This is a genomic window from Sarcina ventriculi (assembly GCF_900456775.1).
Taxonomy (GTDB): domain Bacteria; phylum Bacillota; class Clostridia; order Clostridiales; family Clostridiaceae; genus Sarcina; species Sarcina ventriculi.
The window spans coordinates 747,603-767,908 of record NZ_UAUL01000001.1 but is presented as its reverse complement, the minus strand read 5'-3'; the positions used below and the strand labels follow the sequence as shown (position 1 = coordinate 767,908).

Annotated in this window: 12 protein-coding genes and 2 pseudogenes; all 14 read left to right on the top strand. The window is 28.9% G+C overall.

Annotation, left to right across the window (positions count from 1 at the left end; genetic code table 11):
• The first annotated feature begins 4 nt into the window (after window positions 1-4).
• The 14 genes and pseudogenes from DR020_RS03340 to DR020_RS03275 all read left to right on the top strand — a co-directional run bounded on the left by DR020_RS03340 (window position 5) and on the right by DR020_RS03275 (window position 20,283).
• The gene (locus DR020_RS03340; protein ID WP_058992270.1) at window positions 5-1,234 is read left to right on the top strand and encodes an FtsW/RodA/SpoVE family cell cycle protein; all 1,230 of its coding nucleotides are present in this window, start codon (window positions 5-7) and stop codon (window positions 1,232-1,234) included.
• The gene (locus DR020_RS03335) at window positions 1,234-2,958 is read left to right on the top strand and encodes a penicillin-binding transpeptidase domain-containing protein (protein WP_055259882.1); all 1,725 of its coding nucleotides are present in this window, start codon (window positions 1,234-1,236) and stop codon (window positions 2,956-2,958) included. The genes DR020_RS03340 and DR020_RS03335 overlap by 1 nt, the downstream gene beginning before the upstream one ends.
• Window positions 2,959-3,368: 410 nt before the next feature.
• The gene (locus DR020_RS03330) at window positions 3,369-3,566 is read left to right on the top strand and encodes a hypothetical protein (protein ID WP_055259880.1); all 198 of its coding nucleotides are present in this window, start codon (window positions 3,369-3,371) and stop codon (window positions 3,564-3,566) included.
• 220 nt (window positions 3,567-3,786) lie between these two features.
• Window positions 3,787-5,220: a peptidoglycan D,D-transpeptidase FtsI family protein gene (locus DR020_RS03325; RefSeq protein WP_235865652.1), complete on the top strand. Its 1,434-nt coding sequence runs from the start codon at window positions 3,787-3,789 to the stop codon at window positions 5,218-5,220.
• A 16-nt stretch (window positions 5,221-5,236) separates the two neighbouring features.
• Window positions 5,237-7,141: an excinuclease ABC subunit UvrC gene (gene uvrC / locus DR020_RS03320; protein ID WP_112365256.1), complete on the top strand. Its 1,905-nt coding sequence runs from the start codon at window positions 5,237-5,239 to the stop codon at window positions 7,139-7,141.
• Between the two features lie 230 nt (window positions 7,142-7,371).
• Entirely contained in the window at window positions 7,372-8,286 is a 915-nt protein-coding gene (gene murB / locus DR020_RS03315; RefSeq protein ID WP_055259874.1) for a UDP-N-acetylmuramate dehydrogenase, read from the top strand.
• Window positions 8,287-8,653: 367 nt separating this feature from the next.
• Window positions 8,654-9,538: an RNase adapter RapZ gene (rapZ, locus tag DR020_RS03310; RefSeq protein WP_055259872.1), complete on the top strand. Its 885-nt coding sequence runs from the start codon at window positions 8,654-8,656 to the stop codon at window positions 9,536-9,538.
• Complete coding sequence (locus DR020_RS03305; RefSeq protein WP_112365255.1) at window positions 9,535-10,863, top strand: gluconeogenesis factor YvcK family protein; 1,329 nt, start codon at window positions 9,535-9,537, stop codon at window positions 10,861-10,863. Before rapZ ends, DR020_RS03305 begins: the two co-directional genes overlap by 4 nt.
• Before the next feature lie 13 nt (window positions 10,864-10,876).
• Window positions 10,877-11,827: a DNA-binding protein WhiA gene (gene whiA / locus DR020_RS03300; RefSeq protein ID WP_112365254.1), complete on the top strand. Its 951-nt coding sequence runs from the start codon at window positions 10,877-10,879 to the stop codon at window positions 11,825-11,827.
• A 177-nt stretch (window positions 11,828-12,004) separates the two neighbouring features.
• Window positions 12,005-13,231: pseudogene (dnaE, locus tag DR020_RS03295) on the top strand (DNA polymerase III subunit alpha); the annotation flags it as partial.
• A 286-nt stretch (window positions 13,232-13,517) separates the two neighbouring features.
• Window positions 13,518-15,863 (top strand): annotated as a pseudogene (gene dnaE / locus DR020_RS03290) (DNA polymerase III subunit alpha); the annotation flags it as partial.
• A 468-nt stretch (window positions 15,864-16,331) separates the two neighbouring features.
• The gene (pfkA, locus tag DR020_RS03285) at window positions 16,332-17,291 is read left to right on the top strand and encodes a 6-phosphofructokinase (RefSeq protein ID WP_055259866.1); all 960 of its coding nucleotides are present in this window, start codon (window positions 16,332-16,334) and stop codon (window positions 17,289-17,291) included.
• Window positions 17,292-17,382: 91 nt separating this feature from the next.
• A complete protein-coding gene (gene pyk / locus DR020_RS03280; RefSeq protein ID WP_055259864.1) occupies window positions 17,383-18,801 on the top strand; it encodes a pyruvate kinase in 1,419 nt (472 codons plus the stop codon).
• 594 nt (window positions 18,802-19,395) lie between these two features.
• Window positions 19,396-20,283: a GGDEF domain-containing protein gene (locus DR020_RS03275; RefSeq protein ID WP_055259862.1), complete on the top strand. Its 888-nt coding sequence runs from the start codon at window positions 19,396-19,398 to the stop codon at window positions 20,281-20,283.
• Window positions 20,284-20,306: the final 23 nt, after the last annotated feature.

Genomic DNA, 20,306 nt, shown 5'->3' with positions numbered 1-20,306 from the left:
TAAAATGAATACTGTTAAATATGAAGTAAAGATAATGTTGCTCATATGCATTTTATGTGCTGGTATATTTATAAATTTGGCTTTAATAGCAGATCCGGTATCTACAACTGCACTAGCTATGGGTGGAATTCTTATAGTAGCAATAATAGTGCCTTATATTATCTTGAGAAAATTTAAACCTAATGGGGATAAATACATACTTATGTTTATAGATGTTTTTATTACAGTAAGTACTGGGATACTTTATGTAATTAATTCAAGTTTAGCTCAAAAGCAGTTAACATGGTTTTGTGTAGGACTAGTTATGTATCTTATTATAACTTTAGCTTTACCTGATTTAAAAACATTTGCTAAATATAAAAGAATATATTTAATAGGAACATTAATATTTATGGTTATGTCTCTTATTATAGGTAAAGAGATAAATGGTGCTAAAAACTGGGTATATATTGGAGGCTTCAGTTTTCAACCTGCCGAGTTTGGTAAATTGTTCTTAATTTTATACCTATCCTCTGTTCTTGTAACATATAAGAAAAAAGACAAATTTATAGATGATGTAAAAGGATTAATGAAGCCGATTTTAGTTGTAGGGTACTCTATAATTTTAATGTTTTTACAACATGACTTAGGTATGGCACTTATGTTCTTTATAGTTTCATTAACAATATTATATTTAGCAACTTCAAATGGGAAATATGTATTAATATGTTTAGTGGGACTTGTATTTGGTGGAACAATCGGTTATTTTAGTTTAGGATATGTTAGACAAAGATTTGAGGTAGTCGGACCTAATGTATGGAAATATGCAGCGAGTTCTGGTTATCAAATAGTTCAAGGATTTTATACAATGTCTACTGGAGGATTGTTTGGAACAGGTCTTGGAAATGGATATCCGTCTTTAGTACCAGAGGCATCTACAGATTTTATATATACTATAATAGCTGAACAATTTGGTATGATATTTGCTGTAGGATTAATGATTTTATATTTCTTATTATTTTATAGAGGAATAAGAAGTGCACTTTATGCTAAAGATAAGTTCTCTCAATTAGCAGCAATAGGATTTAGTACAATGATAGTTGCACAAGTTTTAATTATAGTAGGTGGTGTATTTGCTGTAATACCATTAACAGGAATAACTCTTCCAATGGTAAGCTATGGTGGAACATCTATGCTAACAATATTATTTGCTCTAGGAATACTTCAAAAAGTTTCAGAGGAGGGCAATAGATAGTGAATGATAAAGAAAATAAAAATCCAAATGATTTAAATAAAGCAGATACTAAACAAAAGAAAAAAGATAATGGAAAAAACGAAAAAAAGACACTTAATTCACAAGAAAAATCATCAAGTAATATTAAAAGAATAATGATAATTTTCTTTATTCTTTTAATAGGGCTTATATCATATATAGCTTATTTTGGTGTTATAAAAGACCCTACAATATATAATAAGACAAATAATACAGCTAAGCTTGCCACTGAACATAAAGTAGTAAGAGGTAATATTTATGATACTTTTGGGCAAGTTTTAGCACAAACTAATGTTAATGGAGCAGAACAAAGTATTTATTATCCTTTTGGTAGAGCTACATCAGCAGTAGTAGGGTATGTAAGCTCAGTATATGGTACATCAGGACTTGAATCTACATATAACAAAGAGCTTTCAACATATACTAGTGATACTAGCATATGGGATGATTTTAATATATTTAAATTATTTAAAGATAGAGCTAAAAAAGAATATGGAGATAATGTTTATACAACTATAGATGCCCAACTTCAAGAAGTTGCATATAAAGAGTTAAGTCAATATAAGGCAGGAGCGGTTGTAGCTATTGACCCTAAGACAGGAGCAGTGCTTGCAAGTGTATCTTATCCTGATTTTGACCCTAATAACTTAAATACATCTATGAAGAAAGATGAACAAACAGGCGATGGTTTATTCTTTGATAGAGCAACACAGGGATTACTTGCTCCAGGTTCAACTTTTAAAATGGTAACTATGACATCTGGACTTGAAAATATTCCGGGGCTTGGAAACCAAACATTTAATGATCCAGGGTATATACAACTAGGAGATTATAAATTAACTGATGAAGGTTCAACAAATTGGGGAACTCTTACATTAAATGGAGCATTATCAGTATCAAGTAATGTTGTATTTGGTGGAATAATAGCAGTAGAATTAGGAAATGCAAAACTTAAAGCGACTGCTGAAGCTTTTGGATTCAACCAAAATATTCCGACAGTTGGATTTAGTTTAGCACAAAGTCAATTCCCTACATATTCAGAAAACCAAGAAGCTGATATAGCAATGAGTGGTATGGGACAAGCTCAAGACCTTGCAACTCCAACAGAAATGGCATTGATAGCGGGAACAATAGCTAATAATGGTGTTATGATGAGACCTTATTTAGTTGATAAGGTTGTTGCAAGTGATGGTAAAACTGTGGAACAAACTTCTGTGGAAGCTTATAGAACAGTTATGTCTCAAGATATTGCAAAGAGAGATCAAGAAGCTATGGACTTTGTTGTTAAACAAAGGGTTGATCCAAGTGATGGTCCTCCATATATAGGGGATTGGAATGAATGGCCAGAGTTTGATCATATTCCAGATGCAGGAGCTAAAACTGGAGCAGCACAAACAGGTGCGAACGGTGATTCTGTTGACTCATGGTTTGCTGGATATTCTGGAGATACAATAGCTGTTGCAGTTGTTGTTCAAGATACTAGTCCAGAAGATGCGATAGCAGGTCATATAGCTGGAGCTGTAATGAATACATACCTAAAACAATTAGGTATTATACCAGATGATGTTGATAATACAACCAATGAAGGTTCAGGAGATATGGTAAGTGGTAAATTAACTGTTACATCAGACCCAACTAATGGTTCAAAGACAGCTAATACTATGAACACATCTTCAGCAAATGATAATGTTATACCAACATCATAAAATCTAAATGTAGTATGTTAGATAAACTATTGTAATAATCTTTTAAATAGGATTTAGTTTTTAATTAGAAGATAGAGTTATAGTATTTAATAATATGCTTAAAATAAAAGAAGTGATAGGAGTTAATTTATACTCTTATTACTTCTTTTATTTTCTTTAATTTAAAGTTAATAAAAATAAGATTAAATAAAACATATAAATGAGAAAATTAAGTTACTTAAATATAAAATAAAGGTTTATGAAAATATATATAAATTATTAATTGAAATTTAATTGATTTATTATAGAATATTTAATAAAAAGTTAAAATTTTTATAATGTAATTGAAGCATATATAATAAGAAGATATGATAACATAGTAATAGAATGTTTAATTATATTAAATATTCTATTAAGAGAGGAGTTTGTATTTGAAAAGAAACATAAGAAAAAGAAGAAGATCAGTTAATGTAATAACTAGGAGAAATAAGAGAGACGTAAGACTAATAATGACCATATACTTAACAATGCTTACAGCCCTTATAATATATATAATATATTTTGCATTGGTTTATGGGCCTGAAATAGCTAAGATGAAGAGTAATTATATAATACATTTAACAAAATAAACAATAAAAAAACATAAATATATTTACTATATTTATGCAAAAACATATCAAAATTTAAACAATTTAAGAAAAATTATCATAACATATTTACAAATATTTAAAATAGGTCTTTAATAATATCATTAGGCTCTATAATTTTTCTAAATGTGCTTAATAAAATTAAAACAAAAATTAGTTTCTATTTGGGGATAACTATAGGACTTAAAGGGGGAAATGACATTTGAAAAATGATACAGAAAAAAGTACACGAAAAATTATGATAGTTTATCTAGTTATATTGCTCGCTCTTATATCTTATATAGTTTATTTTACTGTGGTATGTGGACCTAAGATAGCTGCTATGGATAGTAATACAAGAGGTGCAGCTAGTCAGAATACGATTTTAAGAGGTACTATATATGATAGTCAAGGTAATGCATTAACTATAAGCAAAAAAACAAGTACATTAGGTCAAACTATCAGTTATCCTTATGGAGATATTTATTCTAACGTAGTTGGATATTGTAGTAGCGCTTATGGAAAAACTGGATTAGAAAAAACTTATAATAATCAATTGACTACTTATCAAAGTGGGAAAGGAATTCTTAGATATTTTAATATAGTTAAAAGTTTTAAAGAAAGAAGTACTCCAAAGGTAGGTAATAGTGTTTATACAACTTTAGATACTAATTTACAAAAGGTAGCTTATGAAGGCTTAAGTCATTATACTGCAGGAGCTGTAGTTGCTATAAATGCTAAAACAGGAGCAATACTTGCAAGTGTATCTTATCCATCTTTTGATCCTAATGATTTATCAGGTGCTATGGCAAAAGCTACACAATCTGGAGTTACTCCATTTTTAAGTGATAGAGCAACTCAATGGCTTTATGCTCCAGGCTCAACATTTAAAGTAATAACACTTGCATCTGGTCTTGAGAATATATCAGGTTTGGCATATAGAACATTTGATGACACTGGTAAAGTAACAATTGGAGATTATACTCTTCCAAACGAAAACGGAGTAGCATATGGTAAAATTGGTATAAATAAAGCTCTTTCTGTATCAAGTAATGTTGTTTTTGGTGGAATTATAGCAGAAGAACTTGGAAATGCAAAACTTAAGGCAACAGCAGAAAGTTTTGGATTTAATGAGGATATTCCAACAGTTGGATTTTCTTTAAAACAAAGTAGCTTCCCAACACTTTCATCATATGAACTTGGGAATATAGCACAAAGTGGTATAGGTCAAGGGTCAGTACAAGCAACTCCAACACAAATGGCATTAGTTGCAGCAACAGTTGCTAATGATGGTATTATGATGAGACCTTATTTGGTAAGCAAAATTGTTGATAGTGAAGGCAATGTTGTAGATGAAACTAAAGTACAACAGTATAGACAAGTTTTATCTGCAAGTGATGATTCTGTTATTAAAAATGCTATGGCGTATGTTGTTTCACAAAGAGTTCAAAGTGGAACTTGGTCATATTTTAATGGTATAAATAATGTAGGAGCTAAAACTGGAACAGCACAAACAGGCAGTGGAGAGCCAAACTCATGGTGGATGGGTTATGCTGGAGATTTAGCAGTAGCAGTAGTTGTAGAAGGAGCTGGAAATGTTGATGGAGCGTCAGCTAAAATAGCAGCATCTGTGATTAAAGCATATTCAGGACAATAATAGGAGGATGATAGCTATGTTTGATTTTGAACATCAGCTTAAAATATTACCAGATAAACCTGGAGTTTATATAATGAAAAATTCATTAGGTGAGGTAATATATGTTGGAAAGGCTAAAATTCTTAAAAATAGAGTAAGACAGTATTTTCAAAACTCTAAAAATCATTCAGTTAAGGTTAAAGCTATGGTTAAAAATATTTCTGAATTTGAATATATAGTTACAGATTCAGAAATGGAAGCTTTAATTTTAGAGGGTAATTTAATAAAGAAATATAATCCTAAGTATAATATTGCTTTAAAAGATGATAAATTTTATCCATTTATAAAAATAACTACTAATGAAGATTTCCCGAGAGTTTATATGACTAGAAATTTCGTTAAAGATGGAAATAAATATTTTGGCCCATATACAAGTAGTGCTTCGGTGCATGAAGTTATGGATCTTATAAAGAAAAACTTCCTCTTAAGAACTTGCAAAAAAGTTATAAAAGAGGGTGGAGAAACTACAAAACCTTGCTTAAATTATCACTTAAATTTATGCAAGGCACCTTGTAGTGCTTACATAACAAAAAATGATTATAAACAAATAATTGATGACATAATAGGAATATTAAGTGGAAAAAATTTATCGATTTTAAGTTCATTAAAAAAAGATATGGTTAAATTTTCAGATGATTTAGATTTTGAAAATGCGGCAAAGCTAAGAGATAAGATACTAGCAATAGAAAGTATTGTAAGTAAACAAAAAATGTTTATTTTAAATTATGGAGAAGAAGATTTTATAGATGTTTATTCAGATGAAAAAGATAGCTGTGTTCAAGTGTTTTTTGTAAGGAATGGAAAGGTTACAGGGCGTGAACACTTCATGATAGAAAATACTGATGATTCACCAAAGGAAGACGTAATATCGGAATTTATAACAAGATTCTATGGTGGAACAGCCAAAATACCAAAAGAAGTATATGTATCTAAAATTAATGATTTACAGCTTTTAGAAGCATATTTAACACAAAAAAAAGGTAAAAAGGTAAATATAAAAATACCTAAAAAAGGAATTAAAAAAGAGATGTTAGATATGGTATGGAATAATGCTAAGATAACTTTAACACAATTTAAGGATAAAATGATTAAAGATAAAAAGGAAAATATAGAAGCATTAGAAAGCATAGTAGAAAAATTAGAGTTAGATAGTATACCAGAGAGAATAGAAGCGTATGATATCTCTAATATACAAGGAGTGGATTCGGTAGGAAGTATGGTAGTCTTTGAAAATGGAAAGGCTAAAAATTCTGATTATAGAAGATTTAAAATAAAAACAATTGATGGTCCAAATGATTATAAAAGTATGGAAGAAATATTACAAAGAAGATTTGTCCATGGATTAGAAGAAATAAAAATGATTCAAAAGGGGCAAGTTGAATATTCAAATGGGAAGTTTAGTATTTTTCCAGATTTAATAATGATGGATGGAGGAAAAGGGCAAGTAAATATAGCCTTAGATATACTAAAAAAACTTAATATAAATATACCAGTTTGTGGTCTTGTAAAAGATAATAAGCACAATACTCGTGGAATTATATATAATAATAAAGAGATAATTATAAGTAAAAATTCTAGTATTATGAGGCTTATAACTAGAATTCAAGATGAGGTTCACAGGTTTGCTATAACTTATCATAGAAGTTTAAGAGATAATAAGTCTTTATATTCATTATTAAATGATATTCCTAGAATCGGAGAAAAAAGGAGAAGAAATTTACTTGTAAAGTTTGGAAATATAGAGAATATAAAAAAGGCTTCTATGAGTGAATTGTTGGATACTCCTAGCATAGATAAGGCTGCTGCACAAAGTATATTAGATTATTTTTCTAATTCTTCAAGTAAAAATATTGTTAATAAGGAAGAAAAAAATATACCATAGATGGATATTTTATAGTATATTAAATAATAGGAAACTTTTATCTATAAAAATTATTAGTATTTTTATCCTTTAGATGCAAGATTTAAGTGCTAGATATATAGGTAATTGTAGGCTTTATATAATAATGAATAATTTATCATTTTTATTATTTTATGATTAAATAGTAGGATATTTATTTTATAAAATATTTGGTAGGAATAATATTAATTTTGAGGAGTTTGGAGTTTATAATGAATAAATACATCAATTTTAGTAAGTTACTTTATGAGTTTTATAATGAGGAAGATGTACTTATAGATGCTCCTATGAGTGAACACATCTATTTTAAGGTTGGAGGCCCTGCTGATATTTTAGTTACACCTAATACTAAAGAGCAGGTAATAAAAACTATTAACTTATGTAGAGAACACAATGTACCATATTTCTTATTAGGCAACGGTTCTAATCTTTTAGTTAAAGATGGTGGAGTTGAAGGGGTAGTTATTAAATTTTGCAAATTAAATAAAATAACTGTGAATGGAAATGAATTAACAGCATATAGCGGAGCTTTGTTAAAAGATGTATGCAAAGCTGCACTTGCTGAAGATTTAGTTGGTATTGAGTTTTCGTGTGGAATACCTGGAAGTATTGGCGGAGCTGCTTGCATGAACGCTGGAGCTTATAATGGAGAAATTGCTGAAGTTATTAAGGAAGTAGAAGCCATAGATACATTAGGTAATCTTGTTACTTTAAATAGAGAAAAATTGGCTCTTGGTTATAGAAGTTCGTTAATAATGAAAGAACACTATGCTGTGATAAGTGTTACTCTAACTTTACAAAAGGGAGTACATGATAAGATAGAGTTTAGGATTAATGATTTAACAAGACGAAGAGAAGAAAGGCAACCTCTTGAATATCCTTCAGCAGGTAGTACATTTAAAAGACCTGAGGGACATTTCGCAGCTAAATTAATTGAAGACGCTGGTCTTAAAGGATTTTCAATTGGTGGTGCATCAGTATCCAATAAGCATTCAGGCTTTGTTATAAATCATGGACAAGCCACTGCTAAAGATATTTTGGATGTTATAGCGCATGTACAAAAAGTAGTTAAAGAAAAGTTTGATGTGGATCTTAAAACAGAAGTAAGAATAATCGGCAGAGATTAATCAAAAAATAAAAGACCTAAAGTATATTTCTTTAGGTCTTTTTAGTATTTAAATAATATTTTATTTAAATGAATATTGTATAAGGTGTTTACAAAAGGAAAGAGTGGGGGGACCACTCTTTAATATACAATAGTATTTTTGGGGGAACTTATTGTATAATGTATTTTAATTATTTGCAAAAATTCAATATTTTATACATATTAAAGCAAATATTTTTTATTTTTTTATAAAGAAATCCTTTGGTTTTAGTGTTATACTAAAATATCATAGTAGACATCTTTTTATCAATAATTACTCTAGTGCTTATGAGTAGTATTGGTCAGTTTATGATATAATTTTTAATATAAAAGTTTTGAGGAGGATTTCTATGAGGTTTGTAATAGTAACAGGACTTTCAGGAGCAGGAAAAACCGAAGCTACAAGAAGTTTGGAAGATTTGGGATATTTTTGCGTTGATAATTTGCCACCTAAATTAATATCAAAGTTTGCAGAGGCATGTACTCAAAGTCAAGGGAAGATAAATAAGGTAGCTTTAGTTATAGATATTAGAGGTGGGATATTTTTTGACGATTTATTTGAAAGCTTAGAGTATTTAAAAAAAGAAAATTTTAAATATGAAATATTATTTTTAGATGCTTCAGATGAAATGTTAGTTAAAAGATTTAAGGAAAGTAGAAGAAGCCACCCACTTTCACCAGATGGAAGAGTTTTAACTGGTATAAATGAGGAAAGGATGAGGCTTAGGGAAATAAAAGATAGAGCCGATAATATAATAGATACATCTAAATATGCAATTAGAGATTTAAGAGAAAAGATAAATTTATTATATGGAGATGGAAAAGGGCGTGATAGGAGTTTAACATTAACTATATTATCGTTTGGATTTAAGTACGGAATACCAACTGATTCAGATTTAGTTTTCGATGTAAGATTTATACCTAACCCTTTTTATATACCGGAGTTAAAGCCTTACTCAGGATTAGATGAACAGGTTAAAAATTATGTTTTTGAACAAAAAGAAGCTCAGGAGTTTGTAATTAAACTTAAGGACATGCTATATTTCTTAATACCTAATTATATAAAAGAAGGGAAAAGACAATTAATTGTATCAATTGGATGTACTGGTGGAAGACATAGGTCAGTTGCTATAGCAAATGAAATTTATGAAGAATTAAAAGCATCAGATTATATTGTTGGAATAGAGCATAGAGATATAAATGAGGATATAAATAGAGGAGCTAAAAAATTATGATTCCTCTAAAGTCTTTCAAATTAGGAAAAAGAGTAAAAGGATATATTATAGCATCAGTAATATCAATTTTAGTTTTAATAATATTAATAACAAAAACTGTTTTAAGTAGATTACATGAAAATAGTACTGATATAGTTTTGATTATAGTTTTTATTGTATTATCATCTATTTTTATATATAAATCTGTTGAAGAGGTTATAAAATGCATTGTTGTCCTAGCTAAAAGAGGATACATTGATATAAATATAGATGAGGATTTAGAGGAACTTATAGATGATGATGTTATTTTATTAAAGGGACCTAAGATAGTTGTAATTGGTGGGGGAACTGGATTATCAACTATGCTTAGAGGGCTTAAAAATTATACTTCAAATATAACTGCAATAGTTACGGTAGGTGATGATGGTGGTGGCTCTGGAGTTTTAAGAGAAGACCTTGGAATTCTACCACCTGGAGATATAAGGAATTGTATATTAGCTTTGGCAAGAACAGAACCTTTAATGGAAGAACTTTTACAGTACAGGTTTAAAGATGGAAGACTTAAAAATCAAAATTTTGGTAATTTGTTCTTAGCTGCTATGGATGGAATCTCAGATAATTTTGAGGATGCTGTTCAAAAGATGAGTTCAGTTCTTGCTGTGAAAGGAAAAGTTTTACCAGTTACATTAGAAGATATGGTTTTAGAAGCGGAACTTGAGAATGGAAATAAAGTCAGAGGGGAATCGATAATTGGTGAAGAGGTTATTGAACAGGATAGTAGAATAAAAAAACTTAAAATATTTCCAGAAGATGCGAAAGCTTTAGATGATGCTATTTTAGCTATTGAAGATGCAGATGCGATTGTGCTTGGACCAGGAAGTTTATATACGAGTATTTTGCCTAATCTATTGGTAAAAGATATTACTAGAAGCATAAAAAAGAGCAAGGCTCTTAAGTTATATATATGTAATATTATGACTCAGCCTGGAGAAACTCAAAAGTTTTCAGTTTCAGATCACATTAAAGTGATTTTTGACCATTGTGGTAGGGATATTATTGATTGTGTGATAGCTAATGAGGAGAGTATTCATCCTGATTTAAGGGATAAATATTATGCAGAAGGGTCTGATATAGTTAATCTGGATATAGAAGAACTAGAAAAGTTAGGTGTAGATGTAGTAAAAGATGATTTAACGGAAACACAAAAAACTTATGTTAGGCATAATGCGCAAAAGTTAGCTAAAATAATAATAGAAACGGTTATGGAAAGGAAAATGCTCTATGATAGAAATAAAATTTTAGAGTATATATATTTGTGCAAAAAAATAAAAACTCGAGATAACTAGAAAGGATAGTATTATGTCGTTTTCAGCAAAAGTCAAAGGAGAGATTTGTAGATATATAGATATGTCAAAAGAGGAGGCTCTTGCTCAAATATCAGCTATAATGAAGGTAAGTGGAACTTTAGCTTTTAGTGGTAGACAAATAAGCTTTAAAATAACAACAGAAAATCCGGCGGCGGCAAGACTTATGTTTACACTTTTAAAAGATTACTTTTCAATTCACTCAAAGCTTATGGTGAAAAAAAGTAATTCTTTAAAAAAGAATAATATATATATGGTTGTAATTACTGAAGATATGGGAGTAAAGGAACTATTAAAGACAACAGGAATTTTAAGAGAAGTAGATGGAATAATGTCTTTAGATTATACTATTGATGACAGTTTAGTAGATACTGAGACTAAGAAAAAATCCTATATTAGAGGAGCTTTTATAGGTGGAGGAAGTATAAGTAATCCAGAAAAAAATTATCATCTAGAGTTTGTAACTCACTCTCAAGAATATTCTGAGGATTTATGTAAGATTATAAATAGTTTTGGTCTTAATTCAAAGGTAATTCAAAGAAAAAATAGTTATATAATTTATATTAAAGAAGGAGAACAGATAGTTGATCTTTTAAATATAATAGGTGCACATACTGCTCTTTTAGAGATTGAAAATATAAGAATAATCAAAGAAATGAGAAATAATGTGAATAGATTAGTTAATTGTGAAACTGCTAACCTTAGTAAGACTGTAAATGCTGCTGTAAGGCAAGTTGAAAGTATAAAGCTTATAGAAAGAGAGATAGGTCTTGCAAGACTTCCTAAAAATCTTAGAGAAATTGCAGAACTTAGATTAAAGTTTCCTGATGAATCATTAAAGGAGCTAGGGGAAATGTTAGAACCTAAGGTGGGAAAGTCTGGTGTGAATCATAGGCTTAGAAAAATAGAGAAAATAGCTGAAGAGTTAAGAGAAAATAACTTTTAACATACTAAAAGATTCTAAATTTTGGTTTAGAATCTTATTTTTTTCTAAAGATTTATAAATAATAAAGACTATAAGATTAATGTATTTTAGTGTAGTATTTAAGATGTGTTGTTAAGACTCATAAAGTGTTAAAATATTAATGAAATTAAGATGTATTTTAGAAAGGAAGTGAAAAATATGTCTGATAAAAAATTTTGTCATTTGCACCTACATACAGGGTATAGTTTGCTTGATGGATCAGGTAAAATAAAGCAGATAATTTCAAGGGCAAAAGAACTTGGTATGGAAAGCATAGCAATAACTGATCATGGAGTTATGTATGGATGTGCAGACTTTTATAAGGAAGCAAAAGAACAAGGAATAAAGCCGATTTTAGGATGTGAAGTATATGTGGTTCCTAAATCTATGAAAATAAAATCTGTTGATAGTGATAATAAAACATATCATTTAGTCTTATTAGTAAAAAATCAAAAAGGTTATGAAAATTTAATGAAGATAGTTTCTGTAGCTTCTATAGATGGATTTTATTATAAGCCAAGGGTGGACAGAGAGTTTTTAAAGGCTCATTCTGAAGGTTTAATAGCATTAAGTGCATGTCTTGGAGGAGAAGTTCAAAAAGCTATTTTAGAAAATAATATAAATAAAGCCACAGAAGCAGCTTTGTTTTATAAAGAAATTTTTAAAGATGGATTTTATTTAGAACTTCAAAATCATGGGATGAGGCAACAAAGAAAAGTTAATGAAGAAAATATTAAGCTAGCGAAGGAATTAGACATTCCGCTTATAGCTACTAATGATGTTCACTATATTTATCAGGAAGACTCAAAGGCTCATGATATACTTATGTGCATTCAAACTGGAAAAACAGTTAATGATGAAAATAGACGAAGATATCCATCTGACCAGTTTTATTTAAAATCACCTGATGAAATGTGGGATATGTTTGATTATATTCCCGAAGCCTTAGAAAATACTATAAAGATAGCTAATGAATGCAATTATGATTATGAGTTTCATGTATCCAAATTACCTAAATATCAACTTCCAGAAGGAGAAGATGATCCTTATGAATATCTTTTAAAAAATTGTTTTAAAGGTTTAGTAGAAAGATATGATGTTTTTAAAGAAATTAAGGGTAATTTTAATTATAAGGATGTAGTAGAATTTTCAAAGACAAACGAAGATGCAAAAGTATTAGTTGATAGGCTTCTTTATGAAACAGAAATTATAAAACAAATGGGGTATGTTGATTATTTTTTAATTGTTTGGGACTTCATAAAATATGCAGTAGATAATGGAATACCAACAGGTGCAGGTCGTGGGAGTGCAGCTGGGTCAATAGTATCATATACATTAGATATAACTAAAATAGATCCTATGAAATATGGGTTGTTGTTTGAGCGTGAGCTAAGATGCGCTCGTTAAATTGGGTGAATTGCTGGAAGACTAAGTTTAAAAAAATATGTTAATCAGCAGCCAAGTCTAGGAATAGCGTAAAGTACTAGAAAGGTTCAGAGACTAGAAAGATGAGTAGCTAATCAATAAATCTTTCCAAGAGTGCCCAACTTATTGAATGATATATTAAATTCAGTAAGATGATATAGTCCAAACTGGAATGGAATAAACCATTTAATGAAAATGAGGGAAACCTCCAGAGCACAGAATAAAGAGTCTGTGGATAATACAAATGTTCTTAAACCCAGAGAGAGTAAGTATGCCTGATGTGGATTCAGATTTTTGTTATGAACGTAGGCAAGAAGTTATAGATTATGTAGTTAAGAAGTATGGAAAAGATAATGTATCCCAAATAATAACTTTTGGGACAATGGCAGCTAAGATGTGCATAAGAGATGTTGGAAGGGCTATGGATTATTCTTATGCAGAAGTAGATAGAGTTGCAAAAATGATTCCGACGGCTCTTGGTATGACAATAGATAAAGCTTTAGAGTCAAATCCAGAGTTTAAAGATATTTATAATTCAGATAATAGAGTTAAGGAACTTGTTGATATAAGCAGAAGATTAGAAGGACTTCCAAGACATTCTGCAACTCATGCAGCAGGCGTTGTTATAGCATCTAGACCTTTAGTTGAGTATGTACCACTTCAAAGGAATGATGAATCAATTGTAACTCAATTTGATATGACTACTTTAGAAGAACTTGGACTTTTAAAAATGGATTTTTTAGGTCTTAGGACATTAACAGTTATGAGTGATGCTGTTAAGATGATAAAAGAAAATAGGGGAGTAGATATAGATTTAAATAATTTGGATTTTAATGATAAGGAAATTTATGAGATGATAAGTAAAGGGCAAACAGCTGGAGTATTTCAATTAGAATCAGCTGGTATGATTTCTTTTATGAAAGAACTTCAGCCCGATTGTTTTGAAGATATAATTGCGGGAATCTCTCTTTATAGACCAGGACCGATGGCTGAAATTCCAAGATATATAAAGGGTAAAAGAAATATAGATAGTGTAAAATATGAAACTCCAGAAATGGAAGAAATATTAAATGTTACTTATGGAGTAATGGTATATCAGGAACAAGTTATGGAAATAGTTAGAAAATTAGCTGGATATTCCATGGGTAGAAGTGATTTAGTTAGAAGAGCTATGTCAAAGAAGAAACACAAGGTAATGGAAGAAGAAAGAAAGAATTTTATTTATGGAATTCAAAATGAAAAAGGTGAAATAGAGGTTCCAGGTTGTGTGAGAAATGGAATAAGTGAAAAAGTTGCGAATAAAATATTCGATAATATGATAGATTTTGCTAGTTATGCGTTTAATAAATCACACGCGGCAGCCTATGCAGTAATAGGATTTCAAACAGCATATTTAATGAGATATTATCCAACAGAGTATTTAGCAGCAATGCTTAACTCATTTATGAATAATAGTGAAAAAGTATCTGAATATATACGAAGTGCTGAGAATTTAGGAATTCAAATATTACCACCAGATATAAACGAAAGTTATTCAAAGTTTACAGTTAAAGGCGATACTATAAGGTTTGGATTAGCTGCAATAAAAAATGTTGGAGTAAATGTTGTAGATAGTATAGTTAAAGCAAGGAAAAATAAAGGAGAGTTTAAATCATTAACAGATTTTTGTAATAAGTTAGATGTAGGTGCAATAAATAAAAGGGGTATAGAAAGTTTAATAAAATCGGGAGCTTTTGATTGTTTTAAAATTTATAGATCTAGACTTTTAGCTGTTTATGAAAAGATAGCTGATAGTGCAGCAAATGAAAAAAAGAAAAATATTGATGGTCAAATATCATTATTTGGAGATGATGTAGAGAGTAATTTTTTACAACTTAAAGTTTCTTATCCAGATATAAATGAGTTTGATAAAAATCACTTATTAGCTATGGAAAAAGAAATGACAGGGCTTTACATAAGTGGTCATCCTTTAGATGAATATGAAAAAACTTTAAAAATGCAGACATCTATAACGATAAGAAAAATATTAGATGAAGAAAAAAAGTTAAAAGAAGAAAACTCCATTGATTCAAATTTGGATAGTGGGGAAAATATAAAGGATGGAGATAGAGTAATAATTGGTGGAATTGTGTCTTTTGCATCTAGAAAAGTCACAAGGAACAATACTTTAATGGCATTTATGAAAGTGGAAGATCTATCAGGTACGATAGAGGTAATAGTATTTCCAAAAACTTTAGAAAAATATACAGCTTTAGTTAATGAAGACGAAATGGTATTGGTTAAGGGAAGAGTTTCATTAAAACCAGATGAAGATGTTAAAATTATTTGTGAAAGTATAAATATTTTAGAAAAAATAGATAGCTCTAAGGTTTATATTAGAGTTCAAGATATTCAAAAGGCAAAAGAAATAAATAAATTATTAAAATTTATAGTAAAAGATTATACTGGGAAAACGCCAATATACTTATACGCAGATAGAGAAAAAAGAAAATTTTTAACCAATAGGGATGTTTGGGTAGATTTAAATAATGATGTTTTAAGTGTTTTGAGAGAAAAATTTGGAGAAGAAAATATAAAAGTTTTAGAAGAATAAAAAATTAATTTATTATATAAAAGTATGTTTAAATATTTGTAAAGTGTAAATAATAAACAATGAAATGCTTATTTATATTTAAAGTTTATTAATATAAAAAGATGCAATGAAATTTATAGCATATATTTTCCTGTAAAAAGGAAAATATATAGCTTTTTATATTAATAAAAAATTTTAAATATTTATGTAAGATTAAAATATGTTTTTAAGATGAAATTATTTTTTCACTAGTATATTAAAAAATTATAGATTGATGGTAAGGTATACATAAAAATACTCGATGTTTTTTTATGCTATTCTACATAAAAAGGTTGAAAATAACTTATATTTTAAGTAAAATTATTATTGTAGTGATTTAAATGTGAGAAAATTTAAAAAAATAGCAATTGTATTGTTATTTAAATAAATATGGGCAATTTTAATACCAGAGGGACTTTTAAAGACCCGGTCTAGTTTAGGAGGTATACTATGAAGAAAATAGCTGTATTGACAAGCGGTGGAGATGCACCAGGAATGAATGCTGCTGTAAGAGCAGTAGTTAGAACTGCTTTACACCATGGAATAGAAGTAATGGGTGTGCAAAGAGGTTATGCAGGACTTGTAAACGGTGAGTTATTTAAAATGGATAGAAAATCCGTTTCAGATATAATAAATAAAGGTGGTACAATTTTAAGAACTGCAAGATGTGTGGAATTCAAACAAGAAGAAGTAAGAGAAAAAGCTGCAGGAATATTAAAGGCTTATGGAGTTGATGCTTTAGTTGTTTGTGGAGGAGATGGTTCTTTTATGGGAGCTAAGCTTCTATCGAAATTAGGAGTTAAGACAGTTGGACTACCAGGAACTATTGACAATGATTTACCATACACAGATTATACAATAGGATTTGATACAGCATTAAATACCATTGTAGAAGATATAGGTAAATTAAGAGATACTTCTTCTTCTCATGAAAGGGTATCTGTTATAGAGGTTATGGGAAGAAATTGTGGAGATTTAGCTTTATTTGCTGGAATAGCAGGTGGAGCAGAAGCAATAATTGTTCCAGAATTACCTTTTGATAAGGAAGAATTAATAAAAACAATATTAGAAGGAAAAGTTAATGGTAAGCTTCACAATATAATAATCCTTGCAGAAGGAGTTGGAGGAGCTGAAGATTTAGCTAAAGAAATAGAAGCTACAACAGGAATAGAAACAAGAGCTACTATTTTAGGACATATTCAAAGAGGTGGTTCACCATCAGCTATGGATACTGTTTTAGCATCAAGAATGGGAGCTAAGGCTGTAGAAGTCTTATTAGAAGGAAAAACTTCTAGAGTTATAGGAATAAAAGCAAATGAAATATTTGATATGGATATAGATGAAGCTTTAGCAATTCCAAGAAGTTTTGATGAAAAGTTATATAATACAGCTAATTCTATAAATAAATAATTAAGTTATTAAGGTTATAAACTTTTTAAGTTTGTGATTTATAATATATAAAAAAATTTAGGGTTAATTTAAAACGAGGGAGTGTTGTTAGATGAGAAAAACAAAAATAGTTTGTACTCTTGGACCAGCAAGTGAAAATGAAGAAGTATTATCAAAATTAATAGAAGCAGGATTAAATGTTTCAAGACATAACTTCTCTCACGGTGATCATGAAGAACACGGTGGAAGAATAGCACTAGTTAAAAAATTAAGAGAAAAATATAATAAACAAATAGCTATAATGTTAGATACAAAAGGACCAGAAATAAGAACTGGAAAATTTGAACCAAACAAGGTTGAATTAACAGCAGGAAGCGATTTCACTATATTTGCTGGTGGAGACGTAGTTGGAGATACAACTAAATGTTCAGTAACTTATGCAGGATTATCTAATGATGTTAAACCTGGAAATACTATATTAATAGATGATGGTTTAGTTGGATTAGAAGTTAAATCAGTAGAAGGAAATGCTATTAAATGTGTTGTTAAAAATACTGGATTAGTTGGAACTCATAAAGGAGTTAACGTACCAGGTGTTTCTATACAATTACCAGCATTAACTGAAAAAGATGAAGCTGATTTAATATTTGGTTGTCAACAAGAAGTTGATTTAGTTGCAGCTTCATTTATAAGAAAAGCTTCTGATGTTGAGCATATCAGAAAAGTTTTAGTAGAAAATGGTGGAGAACATATTCAAATATTCTCTAAAATAGAAAACCAAGAAGGTTTAGATAATTTAGATGAAATATTAGAAGCATCTGATGGAATAATGGTAGCTAGAGGAGATTTAGGTGTTGAAATACCAATGCAAGAAGTTCCAGCTGCTCAAAAATTAATGATCAGAAAATGTAATGAAGCAGGTAAGCCAGTTATAACAGCTACTCAAATGTTAGATTCTATGATGAGAAACCCAAGACCAACAAGAGCAGAGGTTTCAGACGTAACTAATGCTATATTAGATGGAACAGATGCAATTATGTTAAGTGGTGAATCAGCAAACGGAAGCTGGCCAGTAGAAGCAGTTCAAGCTATGGCTACAATAGCTACAGAATCTGAAAAATTATTAAACTATGAATTAGCTGAATCAAAAGCTAAAAATCATATACCAGCTATTTCAGGAGTAATTTCAAGAGCTGCATGTAATGCTGCTAATGAATTAAATGCTTCTGCAATAATATCAGTAACTCAAACAGGAGCAACTGCTAGAAGAATATCTCAAAGCAGACCACAATGCCCAGTAGTTGCTGTAACTCCATGTGAAAAAGTTGCTAGAAAATTAGCATTAAGCTTTGGAGTATATCCAGTAGTAGTTAAGAGCATGAACTCTCATAAAGAAATAATGGAAGATTCAGTTAACTATGCTAAAGAAGCTGGATTTGTTAATGCAGGAGAAACTGTAGTTATAGCAGCAGGTATACCAGCTGATAAAGCAGGAAGCACAAATGTTTTAAAAGTTTCAGAAGTAAAATAATTGTTATTAAATTATTTTAAGTATAAAAGTACGTTGAAAATTTCAACGTACTTTTTTATATTTAGTATAGTTTAAATAAGATTTTTAATTTTATATAATAAAATATTTTAAAAGGCTTTTAATTTATTTTTGGTAAAAATTTAATATAAATAAATAAAATATTTTTTTATCTATAAAAAAAGGTAAAAAATATGATAAAAATTATATGTTCACAAAAAATTTACAAATTAATTTGTGTTTTTTAGTGAAATATAATGAATAATATATTATACTTATGTAACAATAATAAATAAGATATATTTGGCAACTGATTCTATATAAAGCATTTAATGTTTCTAACCATTAGGTGCTTTTTTTTTGTAAAAATTTCATAAGAAATTTATATGAATTATATTTAAAATATATATAAATTTAAGTATAATTTATATATAGTAATGTTTAAATGTTTTTTAAAAATAAAAATTTATATCATTGATTAAGATGTAAATCTAATATAAGATTAATTAGTATTCAAATTCAAGATGAGAATACATTGTTAAAATACATAGATTTAATCATATTAAATGAGTTATAGTATAGGGGAGAGTGGGTATAATGGTTGAAAATATAGATTCACATATAAAATCATTATTTGATTTTGTTAGAATTGTAGACCCTATAAGTAATAATATAGTAGATCAAGAATGCAGAAATAATAACGGTATTAAATGTTATAAAATGTGGAATAATAAAGGTTTGTGTAAAAATTGTATTGGTGCAAGAGCCTATAATTATGATGATAAGTCATTTGTAAAAATTGAGTGTAGTGATGAAAATATTTATTTGGTTATGGCTAAAGTTATTAAATATAAAAATCGAAAATATATTTTGGAAACTGTAAAGGATATTACAAAATCTGATGTTTTAGAAGAAATAACTAAAATGACAAATGAGCAAATGAAAGAAGAAGTGGATAGAATGAACATGTTAGTTGCCTTAGATGGTTTAACTGAATGTTTTAATAGAAGATATATAACTGAAAAATTGCCTATAGAAATGACTAAAGCAAAAAAAAATAAAAAAGATTTATCAATAATGATGATGGATATAGATTTTTTTAAAGATATAAATGATAAATATGGTCATTTGGCGGGTGATTATGTTTTAAAAAGAGTTGTTAACATAATTAAAAAAAATATAAGATCTTCTACTGATTGGATAGCTAGATATGGTGGAGAAGAATTTATTATAGTTTTGAATGATACAAATAATGCTAGTGCATTTTTATTGGCGGAAAGAATAAGGTTAGCTATAGAAAATACTCATTTTAGGTATAAAGATGTTACTATAAATGTTACTGTAAGCATAGGTGTTACATCCATGTCTGATAAAATAAATAATAAACAGCAATTATTAGAAAAAGTAGATAAGAATTTATATAAAGCTAAAAGCATGGGAAGAAATATGTGTATTTTAGATGAAAAATCTTTTTCTTATAAATAAAATATAAATTAACAAAGGTGATA